The following is a 17,928-nucleotide window of genomic DNA, read 5'->3' on the forward strand; positions in this document are numbered from 1 at the left end:
CGTACCGGACACGCAGTCACCCGTCGCGCCCGTCCCCTCGCCACTCCCCCATCGCCCCGCTGACCGCTCTAGGACGACGATGTCTCCACGGACAGGTGCCCGGCGCCGTGTCGGTTCCATACGTCTCTCCCTGATCCTGCTGGCGCTCGTCCCCAGCGTCACGCTCGCCGCCGTGTGGGGCGTGACGACGACGCAGATGTTCACGGAGGGACTGCGGCTGCGCACCCAGACGCAGTTGAGCAGGTCGACCGGTGCCATGGGCACCGAGGCTGCGCTCGCGCTCCAGCAGGAGCGCAGCCTCTCCGCGGCCTGGCTGGCCTCGCCGCGCGGGTCGCGGGCCGCGCTGGACGCGCAGCGCAAGCTGACCGACAAGGCGGTCGCCAAGCTGGTCGGGCAGACGAGCGCGATCCAGATGGCGCCGGCCCGCGTCAAGGACCGGATGTACTCGGTGGTCGCCTCGGTGGGCAGTCTGGAGTACTACCGGGGGCAGGTGGACAACCCCACCGACATCACCGCGGCGCAGGCCCTGGACCAGTACACGTCGATCATCGACGACCAGATCTATGCCTTCCAGGAGTTGTCCCAGGTCGACGACGGGGACCTCACCTCGCAGGCCGGGCCGCTCGTCGCCCTGGAGCACGCGGCGGAACTCGTCTCGCAGGAGGACGCGCAGCTCACCCTGGCCTGGCCGTCCGGGCGTCTCGACGAGAAGACCTGGGCCGCCTTCGCCCAGTTGGTGAACGCGCGGCGCTGGCTGGTGCAGGACCAGATCGTGCCGTCGGTGCGGGGCAGCGCCAAGACGGAGACCGAGAAGATCCTCCAGGGCCCCGACTGGACCACGCTGGAGAGCGTGGAGGACCAGGTCCTCGCGGCCCACGCGCCGGGCGGCGGTCCGGTCGGGCGGATCCCGCTGCCCGACGCGCGGAAGAAGTGGGACTCCGCGTTCTCCGCCGTCGCCGACCAGTACGCGGCCATGATCACCCGGCAGACCTCGGGCCTGCTCGACCGGAGCGCCGACAAGGCGCACGGCCTGCTGGTCACCGCGGCCTCGCTGAGCGCCGGCGGCCTCGTCGCGCTGCTGCTCTGCGTCGGCATGTCGGTGCGGATCACCCGCTCGCTCTCCCGCCGGCTGCTGGGTCTGCGGCTGGCCACCCTGAGTCTGGCCGAGGACCGGCTGCCCGACGTGGTGGCCCGCCTCGACCGGGGCGAGAAGGTGGACGTGGAGTCGGCGACCCCGCCGCTGGACTACGGCGACGACGAACTCGGCCAGGTGGCACAGGCGTTCAACACCGCGCAGCGCACCGCAGTACACACCGCCGTGGAACTCGCCGACACCAGGCGGGGGTTCCAGAAGGTGATCCTCGGCATCGCCCGGCAGAGCCAGAACCTGGTCAACCTCCAGCTCACCAAGCTCGACGCGCTGGAACGCCGGCACGACGACCCGGACGTCCTCAAGGGCCTGTACGAACTGGACTCCACGGCAAGCCAGTTGCGCCGCTACGAGGAGAACCTCGTCGTCATCAGCGGCGAGCAGCCCCGCCGCAGCTGGACCGAACCGGTGGCGCTGATCGACATCCTGCGCAGCGCCGTGGGCGAGGTCGCCGAGTACCAGCGGGTGGAGGTGCACACGGACGAGGAGGTGTGCCTGGCGCCGCCCGCGGTGGCCGACGTGATCCATCTGCTCGCCGAGCTGATCGACAACGCGACCGTGTACTCGCCGGCCCCGAGCCCCGTCGGGGTGCGGGCGGCGATGGTCGCCAAGGGGCTGGCGATCGAGGTCGAGGACCGCGGCCTCGGCATGTCGGACGACGAGTACGCCTCGCTCAACGCCCAGTTGGCGGTGGCCCCGCAGTTCGACGTGGTGGCGCTCGCCGATGACCTCCGGCTCGGCATGTTCGTGATCGCCCGGCTCGCCACCCGGCACGGCATCGCGGTGACGCTGCGCTCCTCGCCGTACGGGGGGACGACCGCGATCGTGCTGGTGCCGCACGAGATCGTGGTGCGGGAGGCCTCCGCGCCGACGGCACCGGGCCCGGTCGATGAGGAGAAGCCGCTGCCGCACGCGGCCCGGCACGTGAAGGCGGTCCGGGCCGTCGAGAGCGCCGTACCGCCCGTCGTCGCCGTGCAGGGCCTGACCCCGCTGCCGCGCCGGGTGCCGCAGACCAGCCTGGCCAGTGAGTTGCTGGAGGAAGCGGGGCCGGACGGGAAGGGCGGCAGCCTCGCCGACTCCGACGACTTCGTCGACTTCACCGCGGAACGCGCGGCCTCCTCCCTGTCCGGGTTCCAGCGCGGCACCCTCAAGGCACGTGACGAGGACGCGTCACCGCAGTACGACCAGGAGGAAGCAACCGCACCCGACGGCCCGACGCTCGCCTCGACTCCGCCCCCCGAACGCTCATGAAGGACACCGCCATGACACCTCCCGCACCCGCCACACACACCCAGCTCGACCAGTTGCTCACCGGACTGGTGGACCGGGTAGCCGAGGTGAACCAGGCCGTCGTGCTCTCCGAGGACGGGCTGGTCGTCAGCAAGTCCACCGGGTTCCTGCGCGACGACGCCGAACGGCTGGCGGCCACCGCGTCCGGACTGATGAGTCTGAGCAAGGGTGTCAGCATGGACTTCCGGGGCGGCCCGGTGCGCCAGGCGCTGATCGAGATGGCCAACAGCTATCTGATCCTCACCTCCGCCGGTCCTGGCGCCCACCTCGTCGTCCTCACCGGGCCGAGCGCGGACGTCGGGGTGGTGGCGTACCAGATGAACATGCTGGTGAAGAAGATCGGCGAGCATCTGAGCGCGGCACCGAGGGCCAATGCCGGTCCTGTGGCCGCCCCCGGCGAGTGAGGTGAGCGGTGGCGACGCGGCGGGCCGTCTGGTACGGCCGTTCACGCTGACCGGTGGACGTACCCGGCCCAGCCGCGCCGATTTCACCCTCATCACCACCGTGACCGCCACGGACCCGCCCCCTCCGCGGGCGCCCCGGCCGCAGCCGGAGCAGGCGCGGATCCTGCGGCTGTGCGGGGAGCCGCTGGCCGTCGCGGAGGTCGCCGCCCATCTCGACCTGCCGGTGAGCGTGGTGGTGATCATGCTCTGCGATCTGCTGGAGGCGGACCTGATCACGGCCCATCCACCGCACCCGGTCTCCCGCACCAGCCCCGACCTGGACCTGCTGCAGAAAGTGAGGGACGGCCTTGGCCGGCTCTGACACCATCCTTCCGGCGCCCGCTCCGCCCGACACGGTCAAGATCCTGATCGCCGGGGGTTTCGGCGTCGGCAAGACCACCATGGTCGGCTCGGTCAGCGAGATCGCCCCGCTGCGCACCGAGGAGCGGCTGACCATCGCCGGGCTGGACGTCGACGACCTGGACGGGATCGAGGAGAAACGTGCCACCACGGTGGCGCTGGACTTCGGCCGCATCACCATCGGCCAGGACCTGGTGCTGTACCTGTTCGGCACGCCGGGCCAGCAGCGCTTCTGGTTCATGTGGAACGACCTGGCGCTGGGCGCCCTGGGCGCGGTGGTCCTGATCGACGTCCGCAGGCCGAAGTCGAGTTTCGCGGCCGTCGACTTCTTCGAACGCCGGGGCATCCCCTTCGTGGTGGGCGTCAACGGCTTCTACGGCGAGCATCCGTATCCGGCGGAGGACGTGCGGGAGGCGCTGGCGCTCCCCGACGACGTGCGGGTGCTGCTGTGCGACGCGCGGGAGCGCGACTCGTGCCGGGACGTCCTGGTCGCCCTGCTCGACCAGTTGATCGCCAAGGCCGAGGCCGAGGGCACCGAGGGCCCGTTCACCCGCCCTCCCCGGTGAGGTGCGGCCGGGGGTTCGCCGGTCCGGCGGACGGACCGGCACAGCGGTGATCCACACGGGTTCCGCACCGCGGACGGCAAGGTGAACGATCGGTTCCGGCCAACCGCGACCGCGTGATTGACGCACTCGCGCCTCCTCCCTACCTTTCGACCGATCCCCCGAACCACGTTCGACATATCGGCCCGGTCGTCGCAGGGCTCCCGCGCTCCCCCCGCTCGCCCGCTCGCCGCGCTCACGCCGTTCACGCCGTTCAACTGCCAGGGCACCCGCACCCCTTGGAGAACTCCATGACGTCCGTCCCCCCACCCTCCCGCCGGCTCTTCCTCGGCATGGCGGCGACCGTGCCGCTGGCCATGACCGGCGCGCTGACCCTGGGCGCCGGCTCCGCGCAGGCCGCCGACTCGGCGTACGTGATGTGCTATTTCACCGAGTCGCCGGACATGCTGGGCGCCGACTACGGGCTGCACCTGGCCGTCAGCACCGACGGCCTCCAGTGGACCCCGCTCAACCAGAACGCCCCCGTCGCCACCCCGACGGCGGGCTCGCTCGGCCTGCGCGACCCGTTCATCCTGCGCAAGCAGGACGGCACGTTCGTGGTCCTCGCCACCGACCTCAACGGCACGGACTGGACGTACGTCAGCCAGTACATCCACGTCTGGGACTCCGCCGACCTGCGCACGTTCACCGGCTACCGGCGGGTGAAGCTGCACGACATGAACACCCACAGCTGGGCGCCCGAGGCGTTCTGGGACGCGGGCCGGGGTCAGTACGGCGTGATCTACTCGTCCGTCAACAGCAGCGGACACAACGTGATCATGGTCAACTACACGAGCGACTTCGTGACCGCGAGCGCGCCGCAGGTCTTCTTCGACCCCGGTTACGACGTGATCGACGGCGACCTCGCCGTCGGGGTGAACGGCGTCAACTACCTGTACTTCAAGAAGAACTCGACCCTCGTGGGCGCGCGCTCCAGCTCACTGGACCCCGGCAGCTTCAGCGAGTTCAGCACGGCGGTCTCGCACAACGGCACCGAAGCGCCGACCCTGGTCAAGTCCCTTGCCTCCAGCGGCACTTGGTACCTGTGGGGGGACACCTGGTCGCCGAACGGCGTGTTCTACGCCTGGCAGACCAGCAGCCTGGCGGCCGGCACCTGGACGGCTCTGGACCAGAAGCGCTACACCCAGCCGCTCAACTCCAAGCACTGCGGTATCACGCCGATCACCACGGCCCAGTACGCCGGCCTCGTGGCCCAGTGGGGCACCCCCGCCTGGAACCGGCTCAAGTCCTACAACTACCCGGCCCGTTACGTCCGGCACTCCGACTACGTCGGCCGGATCGACGAGTACGCCTTCGACCCGTACACCGACTCCCAGTGGAAACTCGTGCCAGGGCTCGCCGACAGCACGGGAGTGTCCTTCCAGTCGGTGAACTACCCCACGCGCTACCTGCGCCACTACGACTACCAGCTGCGCCTGGACGTGAACGACGGCACGTCCACGTTCGCCGGCGACGCCACCTTCTACCGGACGGCGGGGCTGGCCGACTCGTCCTGGGCGTCCTTCAGGTCGTACAACAACCCGACCCGCTACCTCCGGCACTCCGACTACGTCCTGCGCATCGATCCGATCTCGACGGCGACCGACCAGCGGGACGCGACGTTCTACGTGGGGTACTGAGCACGACGCGGGTGCCCCCGGGACCGGGGACACCCGCGTCGGCCGCACGTCGGAGCGCGGCCGGGAAGGTCAGGCCAGGCCGACCGACTTCAGCCAGGCCTTGGCGACGTCCAGCGGGTCCTTGTTCTGGGACTGGACCTGGGTGTCGAGGTCCAGCAGGGCCGCCGTGTCCAGCTTGACGGAGACCGCGTTCAGCGCGTCCACACCGGTCTGCGAGAGACCGCTCTTGTAGACCAGGGGCTGCACGTTCTCGAAGCCGAAGAGGTTCTTCGGGTCCTGGAGGACGACGTGCTTCTCCTTGACGATGGTCGGGTCCGTGGTGAAGAGGTCCGCCGCCTGCACGGTGTTCTTCTTCAGTGCGGCAGCGGTCAGCGGGCCGCCCGCGTCCAGCGCCTTGAAGGACTTGAACTCCAGGCCATAGACCGACTTCAGGCCGACCAGGCCCTGCTGCCGGGTCTGGAACTCCGGCGAGGCCCCGATGACCAGGTCCTTCGCCACGTTCTTGAGGTCGGCGATGCTGGACTCGGAGGTCAGGTGGTACTTGCTCGCCGTCGCGGCGTTGACCGTGACCGAGTCCTTGTCCTGCGCCGGCGCCGGCTCCAGCAGGGACAGCTTGGCCGCCAGCTTGGCGTTGATCGCGGCCGTGGTGGCGGCGACCGTGGTGGGGGTGGCCTTGGCGTCGAGGTAGGCCAGCAGCGCGCCGTTGTACTCCGGCAGCACGGTGATGGAGCCGTTCTTGAGCAGACCGTAGGTCGTCTCACGGCTGCCGATGTTCGGCTTGTAAGTGACCTTGACACCCTTGGCCTTGAGGGCCTCGCCGTAGATGTCGGCGATCAGGATGCTCTCCGCGAAGTTGTTCGATCCGACGACGACGGTGTTGCCGCTCGCCTTGCCGTCCGAAAGCGGATCGGAGGACTTGCTGTCGGAGGACGAGGAACATCCCGTGACGAGCGCGGCCGTGGCGGCGAGCGCGACGGCCGCCGCGCCGGGGTACCTAGTGGTGGACCAGCTGTTCTTCGCTTTGGAGGTCACAATTCCCGTTCCGGGCTCGGATGTTGGCTCAGGGCATGGCGAGGACGGGCCCGGGCGGGCCCGAACTCCGCACTCCATCGATCCAATCCAGCGTGTTCCGCGCGGGTCAAGAGCAGCCAGGTCACCGATCGGCCTCAATACGTGCCCAGTTGTGAAGGAAGCGCGAACAGACAGGGAGCGATCGGCGGTCGATCTGTGATGGATTCTTGACGTAGGGCGACGCGCTTGATCGTTCATCGAGAAGGTAGTCTCCCGGAAGTTGGCATCGGTCACAGCGGTGTGCGGGGGCCGCTCGGATCAAAAACAGTCACGCGTGATGTCCGGCAAACCGTGACACACCCCACGAAGGAGGCCTGGTGTCCATACGGGGCTTCGCAGACCGTTGGCCTTTCAGGCGCAAGCTCAACCTGCTGGTCGGCATTCCGCTGGCCGTGGTCGCCGTACTGCTGTCGTACCTCATCGCCGACGAGATAGGCCAGTCCCAGGACGCGTCGTCCGCCGCCCGGCTGGTCCGGGACAGCGAACAGGTCGCGGAGCTGGTGAACCTGGTGGAGGCCGAGCACCAGCAGGCCGTCCTGCTCTCCGTCCGCTTCGAGGCCACGCACGACGGCGGGAGCCCGTCCCAGTCCCCGTACCGCAAGGCCCAGGGTGCCGTCGACCGGCAGATCGAGAAGGTGCGCTCCACCTTCGGCGACCGGCTGCCGGCGACCGAGGCGCAGGCCCTGAAGGAGATCAGCGGCCTGGAGACGCTGCGCGCCACCGTCGCGCAGAGCTATCTGCCCGCGGACAACATCGACCCGGCGTACGCCAACGCCTCCGAGGGCCTGATCGAGGGCCTCGGCCTCGAACACAACGAGAACCTCTCCACCACCTTCACCGGCAACCTGCTCGACGCGGTGCTGCGCGCCGACGCCGCCCACAGCGCCTTCGAGACCAGCGTGTTCTCGGCGACCACGGGTGACAGCAACGCGCTCATCGAGTTCACCAACGCGGTCGGCTCCTACGACGTGTACACCTACCAGGCCGACCGCTTCGCCCGGTTCGCCAGCGCGGACCAGGCCGAGCAGCTCTCCGGAATCGAGCACAACAAGGCCCAGCGGTCGATCGCCGAGGCCTACGCCGAGCTGCAGATCGACCCGAGCGCACTCCAGGCCGAGACGCCGAGCCGGATCCGCGCGACGTTCGCCGACGCGATGAGCGACTACCCGTTCTATCCGGCCCAGGCGGCGGCCCGGCTGAAGATCACCACGTCGTTGATCGACCAGATCGCCCAGCGGGCCGACGACAGTTCCAGCGACGCCTCCTGGCGCGCCGGGATACTGCTCAACATCTCGCTGCTCTGCTTCGCCCTCTGGCTCACCTTCGTGGTGATCGTGCGCCGCTCGGTGGTCCGGCCCGTACAGGCCCTGACCGGCGCGGCCAAGCAGGTCGCCGAGGTGGCGGGCCGCGAGCTGGCCCGGGTGGCCGACGACGACGCCGAGGACACCGGCCCACCGCTGCTGCGCGAGATACCCGTCACCGCGCGCGACGAGATCGGCGACCTCGCCGAGGCCTTCAACCACGTGCAGACCACAGCCGCCGCGCTGCTGGAGCGCCAGGTGCTCAGCCGCCGCAACGTGGCCGAGATGTTCGGCAACGTCGGGCGCCGCGTCAGCAACCTGACGACTCGTCAACTCGCGTTGATCGACGCGGTGGAGCGCGGCGAGACCGACCCCGCGCTGCTGGAGCGGCTCTACTCCATCGACCACATCGCCGTACGCCTGCGCCGCAACGCGGACAGTCTGATGCTGCTCGCCGGTATCCGCGAGACCGTGCTGGACGGCGGTCCCACCGAGCTGACCAACGTCGTACGGGCCGCGCTCGGCCAGATCGAGGGGTTCCAGCGGGTAGGGCTGCGCGCCGAGTCCGAGCTGATGGTGGAGCCCGACATCATCGGCGACCTCACGCTGATGGTGGCCGAACTCCTGGAGAACGCGGTGGCGTTCTCGCCGGCCGGCAGTCCGGTCGAGGTGGTGGTCCGGGCCGACCCCGACGGCGACGGCGCGCTGATCGTCATCGTCGACCACGGTCTGGGGATGAGCGCCGACCGGATCGCCGAGGAGAACGCCCGGCTGATCCGCCGCGAGCGTCTGGACCTGGTGCCGACGAAGGTGCTGGGCCTCTTCGTGGTCGGTACGCTGGCGCGCCGCTGGGAGATCGATGTGACGCTGACCCGTACCCCGGGTGGCGGCGTCACGGCCGAGATCACCATTCCGGCGTCGCTGCTGCTGCGGATGAGCCCGATGACGCCGGGCGCCCCGGCCGCCCGGCCCGCGGTGACCACGGTGGCGGCGCGTCCCGCGGCGATCGAGGCACCGGCGAGCACGACCGCACGGCCGGTGCACGGAGACACGACCACCCGGCCGGTTCAGGCCCCCGCGGAGACCGTCGCGACCGGCATCACCCCCGGTGTCACCGCCGGCGCCGGCCCCGCCGCCGTCTCTGGTCCCCGGCCCTCGGCCATGGAGGCCACCGGCGCCGTCGGCGGCACGGACTCCAGGGGCGCCTGGGACGAGCACTCCCGCGTCGGCGACCACCCCACTCCGCTGCCCCGCAGGGTGCCCCGGCACGACACGGACGCGACCGACGAGACCCCGGCTCCGGCCAACTCGGCGCAGGACAGCGGGACTTCGGCGGCTGCCGCGCCGTACCCGGCCCGTGACACCCCGGCCCCCGCCGACTCGACCCCGGACGACGGGGCTTCGCAGCCCGCCACCCGGCGACCGGTCCGCGAGACCGCCGCACCCACCGACCGGGCTCCGGACACGAGGGCTTCGTGGCCCTCCGACTCGGCTTCGGACGGCGGACGTTCGCGGTCCACCACCCCGTTCCCGACCCGCGACACCTCGGCACCCGCCACCCCGGCCCCCGGCAACTCGGTACCCGGCGACGGGACTTCGACGGGCGCCGGAGCGCGGAGCGGGAACGCCGGGGCCGTAGCCGGGAACACGCCGTTCGTGCCGCGCCCCCGCCCCGGCTGGGCGTTGCCCGACCCCGAAGACTCCCCCGGTGCCGCCCGCCCCCTGCGGCGACGCGTCCGGGGCGCCACCCTCCGCACCGCGGATCCCGCCCAGTCGGCCGCGCGTCAGCTTCTCCCGCCCGCCGACGCGGACGCCGTCCGTTCGGCGCTGGAAGAGTTCGAGGCCGCGGTGGAGCAGGCGCACCGCGACAGCGGAAGCGAGCGGGAACCGGGTGGCGGCGGGCCCACCGGCCCGTACCCGAACCCCCGCTCGCACGACCCGAACCACCTCCCGGAAGGAGCGGAGCAGTGAGTACGTCGACAGGTGACACTTCCACGGAGGCCACCACGCCGGCCGAACTCCAGGCCGCCGCAGCCGACTTCAATTGGCTGCTCAACCGTTTCGCGACGGAGACCGCGGGTGTCGTCGACGCCATCGCGGTGTCCTCTGACGGCCTGCTCATCGCCGTGTCCCAACTGCGCGAACACGCCGACTCCGAACGGCTCGCCGCGATCGTCTCCGGCATCACCAGCCTGGCCGCCGGAGCCTCGGGCAACTACGGTCTCGGCGGTCTCAACAAGGTCATCATCGACCTGGTGGGCGGCCACGTCCTGATCTCCGCGATCGGCAGCGGCGCCGTCCTCGGCGTGGTCACCGACAAGGAGGCCAAACTCGGCAACATCGCCTACGAGATGACGCTGTTCGCCAACCGCGCCGGCTCCGCGCTCAATCCCCAGCTGGTCCTCCAGCTGAAGAACAGCGTCGGCGTCACCTCGGCGGGGTGACCGGTCCCCGACCGGTCGAGAGAGGAAGAACCTTCCATGGCCGACGGCCGCACTCCGAGCGGTGCCGGCGAGGACGGAGCGACGCCCCGGGGCCAGGACCCGGTGCGCCCCGCTCCCGCCGTACGGCCCTTTCTGGTCACCGCCGGACGGGTGGCCGGCGCGGGGGCGGCGGCGTCCGAACGGCCGATCCCGGTCGAGACCCAGGTGGTGGCCACCGCCGCGGGGCTGGACGTGCTCGACCGGCTCTCCTTCGAGCAGCACGACATCGTCGCCGCCTGCCGGCAGCCGCAGTCCCTCGCGGAGATCGCGGCCCGGCTGCGGCTGCACCTGAACGTGGTCCGGGTCCTCGCCGAGGACCTGCGGGCCGCCGGACAGCTGACGGTGCACGTGCCGAACACCGACATCACCCACGACGCATCCGTCCTGCGAAGGGTCATCGATGGCCTCCGCGCCATCCCCAACTCCCGGGGAGTACTCCGTGACAACGACTGAACCGGTCGCCCGCGGCGTGGCTGCGCAGACCCCCGTACGACCGCCGCTGCCGGTGAAGATGGTCATCGCGGGCGGTTTCGGCGTGGGCAAGACCACGACGGTCGGCTCGATCTCCGAGATCGAGCCGCTGACCACCGAGGCCGCGATCACCGAGGTCGCGGCGGGGGTGGACGATCTGTCGCACACCCCGCGCAAGACCACGACCACGGTCGCCATGGACTTCGGCTGTCTCACCATCGACCCGACGCTGAAGCTGTACCTGTTCGGCACGCCCGGACAGGACCGTTTCGGCTTCATGTGGGACGACATCGTGGAGGGGGCGGTCGGCGGTCTGGTCATCGTCGACACCCGCAGGCTCGACGACTGCTACGCGGCGGTCGACTACTTCGAGCACAAGCAGATCCCGTTCGCGGTCGCCCTGAACGCCTTCGACGGCCGGGTCGACCACTCCCTGGACGAGGTCCGCTGGGCGCTCGACGTCGCCGACCGGGTCCCGGTGATCGTCTTCGACGCCCGGGAGCGCGGCTCGGTGCGGGACGCGCTCCTGGTCGTACTGGAACTGGCGCTGGCGCGCACCGAGGGGTGACACGTGACGCACGCAGGGCCCGGAAGGCACCCGGGCCCTGCGTCGTCTTTTTCCTTACGGCGCCGGTCAGTTGCTCCTGCGGACGCCGGGCGAGACCGCGACCCGGGCGACCGCCCAGAACAGTCCCAGCGTCACCAGGGCCATCCCGGCGACCAGGGTGGCGCCGCCGACGACCTTCTCGTAGTTGCGCTGGTAGAGGCCGTCGATGATGTAGCGGCCGAGGCCGCCGAGGCTGACGTACGCCGCGATGGTGGCCGTGGAGACGATCTGGATGGCCGCCGAGCGCAGTCCGCTGAGGATGAGCGGGAGCGCGACGGGGAGTTCGACCTGGAAGAGCACGTTCGCCTCGTGCATGCCCATGCCGCGGGCGGCGTCGACCGGTGCCGGGTCGACGGAGCGCATCGCCTCGTAGGTGGTGACCAGGATCGGCGGGACGGCGAGGACGACCAGCGGGATCATCACCGGAACCAGACCGAAGCCGATCAGCACGAACATCAGCACCAGCAGGCCGAAGCTGGGCAGCGCGCGGGCGGCGGTGGCGATCAGGGCGAGCGTGTTGCCGCCGCGCCCGGTGTGGCCGGTCAGCAGGCCGACGGGCAGGCCGATGACGGTGGCGATGGCAAGCGCGATCAGCGAGTACTGGACGTGCTCGCGCAGCCGGGTGGGGATGCCGTCGTAGCCGTGCCAGTGGGAGCTGTCGCTGAAGAAGGCGTGGATGAAGTGGAGTACGTTCACCGGACTGCGTCCTCCAGTGCGGGCACGGCCGGTTCGGGCCGGTCCTCGGCGGGGCGGGCCTTGCGGGTACCGCGCGGCATCCAGGGGGTGAGGAGCAGCCGTACGACGACCAGCGCGGCGTCCACGACGATGGCGAGGACCGCGGTGGTGATCACCGAGAGCCAGATCAGGCGCGGCTGGTGGTAGATCTGGCCGTCGTTGAGCAGGTTGCCGAGCGCGCCCTGGTTGCCGATCAGCATGCCGACGCTGACCAGGGAGATGCTGGACACCGTCGCCACCCGGAGGCCGGCGATGATCGCGGGCACGGCGATGGGCAACTGCACCTGGACGTAACGGCGTACGGGTCCGAAGCCCATGGCGGTGGCCGCGTCGAGGGTCTCCTGGGGGACCGAGCGGACGCCGTCCACGATCGCCGGGACGAAGACCACCAGGCTGTAGACGGCCAGCGGGATCATCACGGTGGTCTCGGTCTGGCCGGTGTAGTCGATGAGGACGACGAAGAAGGCCAGCGACGGGATCGCGTAGAGCACGGTCGTCACCCACAGCACCGGCGGGTACAGCCAGCGCAGCCGTACGCAGAGCTGGGCGATGGGCAGCGCCACGACCAGGCCGATCACGACCGGGATCACGGCCTCGCGCAGATGCAGGCCGACCAGGCCGAGGTAGCTGTTCTGGAGGTCGCTGGGGATGCGGAAGAAGTCGGTCATCCGGCGGCCTTGGCGAAGCTGACGCCCTCGGCGTGGGCCTTGCGGATCGCCTCGCCGACGGCCTGCTGCGAGACCACCCCGACCGCCCGGCCGTCGTCGTCCACGCCGACCGCCCAGCCGGTGGGCGAGAGCACGGACCCGTCGAGCGCGGCCCGCAGCGAGTCCTTGCCCGCCGCGAACGGGCGCCCGTGCGACAGGAGTCGGCCGCGGTCGACGGCTCCGGCGGTGAGCCGGTCCGGTTCGCTCCAGCCGAGGGGCCTGCCGTCGAGGTCGGTGACGAGGAGGTAGGGGACGCCGGGTGCGACGCGGGCCGCGATCTGCTCGGCGGTGGAGTCGACGGCGACGATCGGCGTGGTCTCGAGGTCGAGGCCGGCGGAGGAGAAGAAGGAGAGCCGGCGGATGCCCCGGTCGGCGCCGAGGAAGTCCTCGACGAACGCGTCGGCGGGGGCGCTCAACAGCTCGGCGGGCGGCGCGAACTGGGCGAGCTTCCCGCCGGTGCGCAGCACCGCGACCATCGTGCCGAGCTTGATGGCCTCGTCGATGTCGTGGGTGACGAAGACAATGGTCTTGCCCAACTGCTCCTGGAGTCGCAGCAGTTCGTCCTGGAGGCCCTTGCGTACGACGGGGTCGACGGCCGAGAACGGCTCGTCCATCAGCAGCACCGGCGGGTCCGCGGCGAGCGCCCGGGCCACCCCGACGCGCTGCTGCTGTCCGCCGGAGAGCTGGTAGGGGTACCGCTTGGCGAGCGAGGAGTCGAGCCCCACCCGGGCCATGAGTTCGGTGGCCCGCGCCCGCGCCTTCTCCTTGCCCCAGCCGAGCATGCGGGGCACGGTCGCGATGTTGTCGACGATCGTGCGGTGCTGGAAGAGACCGGCGTTCTGGATGACGTAACCCATCGACCGGCGCAGCGTGTTGACCGACTGCTTGGTGATGTCGGCGCCGTCGAGGAGGATCGTGCCCTCGCTGGGTTCGATCATCCGGTTGATCATGCGCAGTGTCGTCGTCTTGCCGCAGCCCGAGGGGCCGACGAGGACGGTGATCGAACGGTCCGGTATCTCCAGTGACAGTTCGTCGACGGCCACTGTGCCGTCCGGGTACCGCTTGGTGACTGAATCTATCCGTATCAAAACGCCGAATACCCTTCGGGTCTGGCAGAAAGTGCCCGTTCTCGGCCACCGTCTCAGGCCGTCGAGGGAAGAGTCTAGACCGCTCATGTTGCGGGAATTTGTCGGGAGTCGGCTGCCGCCGCCTGGGCTTTTGCCCCGGGTCCGCTGTGTCCTCGCTGTGAGTCCGCTGATTCTCACGCCTCGCTCAGCGTGGCCTCAGCGACCGCACAGGCGGCACCCGGATCGTCACCGGCATGACGACCCTCGCCCCGCCGCCCCGCCAGGAAGACACCCGCCGCTCGCACCGGGCCGGCCCGCCGGCCGACGGCGGTGCGGCGGCCCGCGCCAGAAGGCTCTTCACGGGCCCGGAGGAGGACCCGCGCTGGGCCCGCCCGGCCCTCTGGGCGATCCTCCTCCTCGCCACCGCCCTCTACGCCTGGAACCTGACCTCCCTCACCGGCAACACCTTCTACGACGCCGCCGTGTACAGCGGCACCAAGAGCTGGAAGGCGTTCTTCTTCGGGGCGCTCGACTCCGGCAGCTTCATCACGGTCGACAAGCCGCCGTTCGCCCTGTGGGTGATGGGCCTGTCGGCCCGCGTGTTCGGTTACGGCTCCTGGCAGTTGGCGCTGCCGATGGTCGCGGCGGGCACCGGCTCGGTCGCCCTGCTGTACCGCCTCGTCAAGCGGGACTTCGGCGCGGTCGCCGGAACCGTCTCGGCCCTGGTCCTCACCCTCACCCCGATCACGGTCGCCCTCACCCGGGACACCAACCCGGACCCGATCCTGGTGCTGCTGATGATGCTCGGCGCGGCGGCCCTCCTGAAGGCCGTCCGCAGCGGACGGGCGCTGCCGCTGATGTGGTCGGCGGTCGCGATCGGCTTCGCGTTCAACACCAAGATGATGCAGGCGTACGTCGTCCTGCCCGCGTTCTTCGTCGTTTATCTCTGGGCCGCCGACGCCCCGCTCGGCCGGCGCCTGCGTCACCTCGCCGTCGCCACGGTCGCGCTCGTCGTCTCCAGCGCCTGGTGGATGGTGGTCGTGGACCTCGTCCCGGCGTCCTCGCGCCCCTACATCGGCGGCTCCACCGACAACACGGTGTGGGACCTGGTCATCGGCTACAACGGCTTCGGCCGGATCTTCGGCGCCGGTTCGTCGGTCGGTTCACCGGGCAACGGGGCGAGTTTCGGCGGCAGTTCGGGTCTCTACCGGATGTTCAACGAGATCATGGGCGGCCAGATCTCCTGGCTGATCCCGTTCGCGGCGATCGCCCTCGTCGGCGGGCTGGTACTGCGCGGCCGTGCTCCCCGCACCGACGGCAAGAGGGCGGCGCTGCTGCTCTGGGGCGGCTGGTTCGTCCTCCACTTCCTGACCTTCTCGCTGGCCGAGGGCACCTTCCACCCCTACTACGTCACCGCCATGGCGCCCGGTGTCGCGGCCCTGGCCGGTGCGGGCGGGGTGTTGCTGTACCGGGCCTTCCGCGAGGGCGCGGCGGCGAAGTGGGGCTGGGTGCTGCCGCTGGCGATCGCCGTCAGCGCGGCCTGGGCGGTCGTGGTGCTGCACCGGGTCTCCGGCTCCGGCACCGGGTACACGGTCGCGGAGATCGTGGTCGGCGTGGCGGGCGTGGGCTCGGTGCTGGGCCTGCTCTTGGGCCGGTTCACCCGACGGCACCGGCTGATGGGCCTCGCGGCCCTCGCGGCGGTCGTCGCCCTCCTCGCCGGACCCGCCGCCTACTCGGTCGCGGCCGCCACGTCCGCCACCGACGGCACCAACCCGACGGCCGGTCCGAGCACCGGTGGCGGTATGGGCGGCGGAGGCGGAACGGGCGGCGGCCCCGGCGGCGCCGGGAGCGGTACGGCGCCGAGCGGTTCCGGCACGACGGGCAGCGGCTCGGCCGGCCGTCCGACGGGACAGCCGCCGACCGGCGGCGCGCCCTCCGGCGCCGACAGCGGCAACGCCGGCGGTGCGGGCGCGGGAGCGGGAGCGGGCGGCGGTACCCAGGTCTCGTCCGCGATGATCACCTACCTCAAGAAGCACCAGGACGGCGCCACTTGGCTGCTGGCGGTGGCCACCGACCAGACGGCGTCCTCGGTCATCCTGGAGTCGGGGCAGCCCGTGATCTCCATGGGCGGCTGGTCCGGCAGCGACAACGCGATGACGCTCGCCAAGCTCAAGAGCCTGGTGAAGTCGGGCACGTTGCACTACCTCCTCGTCAGCAGCGGCGGCGGCCAGAGCACCGGCTCGGAGATCACCGCCTGGGTGAAGAAGCACGGTACGGCGGTCAAGTCCTCGGCCTACGGCAGCAGTTCGTCGTCCTCGTCCGGCTCCACCACCGGCTCCTCGACGAGCGGCGGCCTCTACCGCCTCGACGCCTCAGACGTCGGCTGAGCCACTCCGCCCACCGCTTGCCACCCGCGCGGGGCCGCCGGATGTCCGGCGGCCCCGCGCGGGTGGCGTCGGTGAGCAGTTCCCCGTTTCCTCCCGATGGGGGTACGGCGGACCACCGGGCACAGCGGACCACCGGGTCCGGCGCCAGCCGGCCGGTGACGCACTATGAGTGGGTGGAAAAAGCTCGACTCCTGGTCGTGGACGTGTGTGTTCCTTCGTCGAAGCACATGTTCAAACGAAGGCCGCTCCCCCGTACGGCAGTTACCGGACCGAGTGATCAAGTTCGACGCACCGTTCGACGCCGGACGGTGAAAGATCAAGTCAGTGGAGGACGTGACGCACGGCCGATGTCACGTCGTGCGCATCACCAATAGGTCCGCATCACGGTCTCAGGCGGATGACCCGTGCGTTTCCACTCCTGAAACAGCGCCGCGACCACAACGACGAAATCCTTGCGTGTCGCCGGGTCCGGGTTCTCCACGTTCCCTGAACCCCTGCGCGCCAGCATGTCGCCGATCGGTGCGGCGTTCGGCGTGCAGGGTCGGACCACTGCGGTGTCCTCGCGGAGGAGGACATGACCCGTAGAGCTGTCGTCGATTCCCCAGTCGTAGACGATTCCTCCGTCCGCGACAGGGCCCCGCTTGGTGATGCGCACACTCGCCGCCATCTGCCCCAACTTCCCCCCTTCTTTGAACGGCCGTTGCTCTACGGCGTCGATCCGCTGATCCTGGACGGTCACCGACTCCGGTCGCGAACTCCAGTCCCACTGGGCGGACGTGACCGGTCGTCACATCTCGTCGGCCGGAAGGGTGGTCACTGGCCGCGCCAGATGTTGTCGAAGGCCGCGTCCTCGATCTTCCGTCGCTGCCGGACCCCCTCCAGCTCCATCACGGCGTCATGGACGGCGGCGAGCACGGTCAGCCTGCTCTCGTCGGTGAGGCCCGGGTCGTCCTCGACGGGCAGGTCACGGATGCCCACGGCGGCGGCAAGGGCCGCGAGGACGGGTTCGCCGGCGGCCCAGCGGGCACCGGCCCGCTGCCGGGCGGGCGAGTCGACGAGCGCCGTGCGGCCGGTGCGGACCGGGATCCACCGGCCGCGCTGCCGGGCGATCTGCCCCTCCGCCTCCAGGACGGCGACGTACGCCTTGGACAGCCCCTGGCCCCGGCGCCACAGCCACTCCTCGACCGGCTCGTAGGGCTCCTCCCGCAGGAGCGCCGCCGACGCCTCGTCCAGCAGCGGGTCGGTCTGGGGCAGCCGGACATTCGGCAGGATCCGGTCACCGTCCAGGGTCAGCGACTCGTCGGTGTTGAGGTCGATCAGTTCGGCGCCCGCGAGTGCGAGCGAGAGATCACCCGATTCGACCGGACGGCCGGGTGTGACATCCAGGGTGACGATCATCAGGTCCCGCGCAGTGCTCATGCGCGCCCACTCTAGCGCGGGCTTTTGGAGGGGCTCCCTGATTGGCACCGCCCGGTACCACCTGCCGTCGACTGCCCGCGAGTGGCACCGACTGGCCTTGCCGGCGCCGTCCGGCATCGACATCCAATGTTTACAGAATGCCGCCGCGCCGACCGCCGTGTTTCGTCGCCATGAGCCGCGAGTGAATAGGCGGGA

Annotated in this window: 16 protein-coding genes; 10 read left to right on the forward strand and 6 right to left on the reverse strand. The window is 70.6% G+C overall.

The window, feature by feature from the left end; all coding sequences use genetic code 11:
- The first annotated feature begins 79 nt into the window (after window positions 1-79).
- From ABZT12_RS09795 to ABZT12_RS09815, 5 genes are all read left to right on the forward strand, one after another.
- Entirely contained in the window at window positions 80-2,401 is a 2,322-nt protein-coding gene (locus ABZT12_RS09795) for a nitrate- and nitrite sensing domain-containing protein (RefSeq protein ID WP_356380153.1), read from the forward strand.
- Between the two features lie 11 nt (window positions 2,402-2,412).
- Window positions 2,413-2,844, forward strand: a complete 432-nt coding sequence (locus tag ABZT12_RS09800) for a roadblock/LC7 domain-containing protein (RefSeq protein WP_356380156.1) — start codon at window positions 2,413-2,415, stop codon at window positions 2,842-2,844.
- 1 nt (window position 2,845) lies between these two features.
- Window positions 2,846-3,205 (forward strand): DUF742 domain-containing protein, encoded by a 360-nt coding sequence (locus ABZT12_RS09805; RefSeq protein WP_356380159.1) that lies wholly within the window; start codon window positions 2,846-2,848, stop codon window positions 3,203-3,205.
- The gene (locus tag ABZT12_RS09810; protein ID WP_356380162.1) at window positions 3,192-3,809 is read left to right on the forward strand and encodes an ATP/GTP-binding protein; all 618 of its coding nucleotides are present in this window, start codon (window positions 3,192-3,194) and stop codon (window positions 3,807-3,809) included. Before ABZT12_RS09805 ends, ABZT12_RS09810 begins: the two co-directional genes overlap by 14 nt.
- A gap of 287 nt (window positions 3,810-4,096) precedes the next feature.
- Complete coding sequence (locus tag ABZT12_RS09815; RefSeq protein WP_356380164.1) at window positions 4,097-5,485, forward strand: glycoside hydrolase family 43 protein; 1,389 nt, start codon at window positions 4,097-4,099, stop codon at window positions 5,483-5,485.
- Between the two features lie 69 nt (window positions 5,486-5,554).
- Here ABZT12_RS09815 and ABZT12_RS09820 read toward each other — a convergent pair whose 3' ends face one another.
- A complete protein-coding gene (locus ABZT12_RS09820) occupies window positions 5,555-6,517 on the reverse strand; it encodes an ABC transporter substrate-binding protein (RefSeq protein WP_356380167.1) in 963 nt (320 codons plus the stop codon).
- A gap of 356 nt (window positions 6,518-6,873) precedes the next feature.
- On the opposite strand from ABZT12_RS09820, the gene ABZT12_RS09825 reads away from it, so the two are divergent.
- Genes ABZT12_RS09825 through ABZT12_RS09840 form a run of 4 tightly spaced genes read left to right on the forward strand, consistent with a single transcriptional unit; the run spans window position 6,874 to window position 11,379 of the window.
- Window positions 6,874-9,828, forward strand: coding sequence for an ATP-binding protein (locus tag ABZT12_RS09825; protein WP_356380170.1), 2,955 nt, complete (start codon window positions 6,874-6,876; stop codon window positions 9,826-9,828).
- Window positions 9,825-10,301, forward strand: coding sequence for a roadblock/LC7 domain-containing protein (locus ABZT12_RS09830; protein WP_356380173.1), 477 nt, complete (start codon window positions 9,825-9,827; stop codon window positions 10,299-10,301). The genes ABZT12_RS09825 and ABZT12_RS09830 overlap by 4 nt, the downstream gene beginning before the upstream one ends.
- A 36-nt stretch (window positions 10,302-10,337) precedes the next feature.
- Window positions 10,338-10,793, forward strand: coding sequence for a DUF742 domain-containing protein (locus ABZT12_RS09835; RefSeq protein ID WP_356380176.1), 456 nt, complete (start codon window positions 10,338-10,340; stop codon window positions 10,791-10,793).
- Window positions 10,780-11,379, forward strand: coding sequence for an ATP/GTP-binding protein (locus tag ABZT12_RS09840; protein ID WP_356380179.1), 600 nt, complete (start codon window positions 10,780-10,782; stop codon window positions 11,377-11,379). The genes ABZT12_RS09835 and ABZT12_RS09840 overlap by 14 nt, the downstream gene beginning before the upstream one ends.
- A 66-nt stretch (window positions 11,380-11,445) precedes the next feature.
- Here the strand turns inward: ABZT12_RS09840 and ABZT12_RS09845 are convergent, their stop codons facing one another.
- From ABZT12_RS09845 to ABZT12_RS09855, 3 genes are read right to left on the reverse strand one after another with little or no spacing between them, the layout of a single operon-like run.
- A complete protein-coding gene (locus ABZT12_RS09845; RefSeq protein ID WP_356380182.1) occupies window positions 11,446-12,114 on the reverse strand; it encodes an ABC transporter permease in 669 nt (222 codons plus the stop codon).
- Window positions 12,111-12,821, reverse strand: coding sequence for an ABC transporter permease subunit (locus ABZT12_RS09850; protein ID WP_356380185.1), 711 nt, complete (start codon window positions 12,819-12,821; stop codon window positions 12,111-12,113). Before ABZT12_RS09850 ends, ABZT12_RS09845 begins: the two co-directional genes overlap by 4 nt.
- A complete protein-coding gene (locus ABZT12_RS09855) occupies window positions 12,818-13,948 on the reverse strand; it encodes an ABC transporter ATP-binding protein (protein WP_356380188.1) in 1,131 nt (376 codons plus the stop codon). The genes ABZT12_RS09850 and ABZT12_RS09855 overlap by 4 nt, the downstream gene beginning before the upstream one ends.
- 233 nt (window positions 13,949-14,181) lie before the next feature.
- Between ABZT12_RS09855 and ABZT12_RS09860 the strand changes: the two genes are divergently transcribed.
- Entirely contained in the window at window positions 14,182-16,314 is a 2,133-nt protein-coding gene (locus ABZT12_RS09860) for a glycosyltransferase family 39 protein (protein ID WP_356380191.1), read from the forward strand.
- 364 nt (window positions 16,315-16,678) lie between these two features.
- On the opposite strand, the gene ABZT12_RS09865 is transcribed toward ABZT12_RS09860, so the two are convergent.
- The gene (locus ABZT12_RS09865) at window positions 16,679-17,053 is read right to left on the reverse strand and encodes a hypothetical protein (protein WP_356380194.1); all 375 of its coding nucleotides are present in this window, start codon (window positions 17,051-17,053) and stop codon (window positions 16,679-16,681) included.
- Between the two features lie 74 nt (window positions 17,054-17,127).
- The gene (locus tag ABZT12_RS09870) at window positions 17,128-17,733 is read right to left on the reverse strand and encodes a GPP34 family phosphoprotein (RefSeq protein WP_356380197.1); all 606 of its coding nucleotides are present in this window, start codon (window positions 17,731-17,733) and stop codon (window positions 17,128-17,130) included.
- Between the last annotated feature and the right edge of the window lie 195 nt (window positions 17,734-17,928).

It is taken from the genome of Streptomyces sp. NPDC005423 (genome assembly GCF_040606415.1).
Lineage (GTDB): Bacteria > Actinomycetota > Actinomycetes > Streptomycetales > Streptomycetaceae > Streptomyces.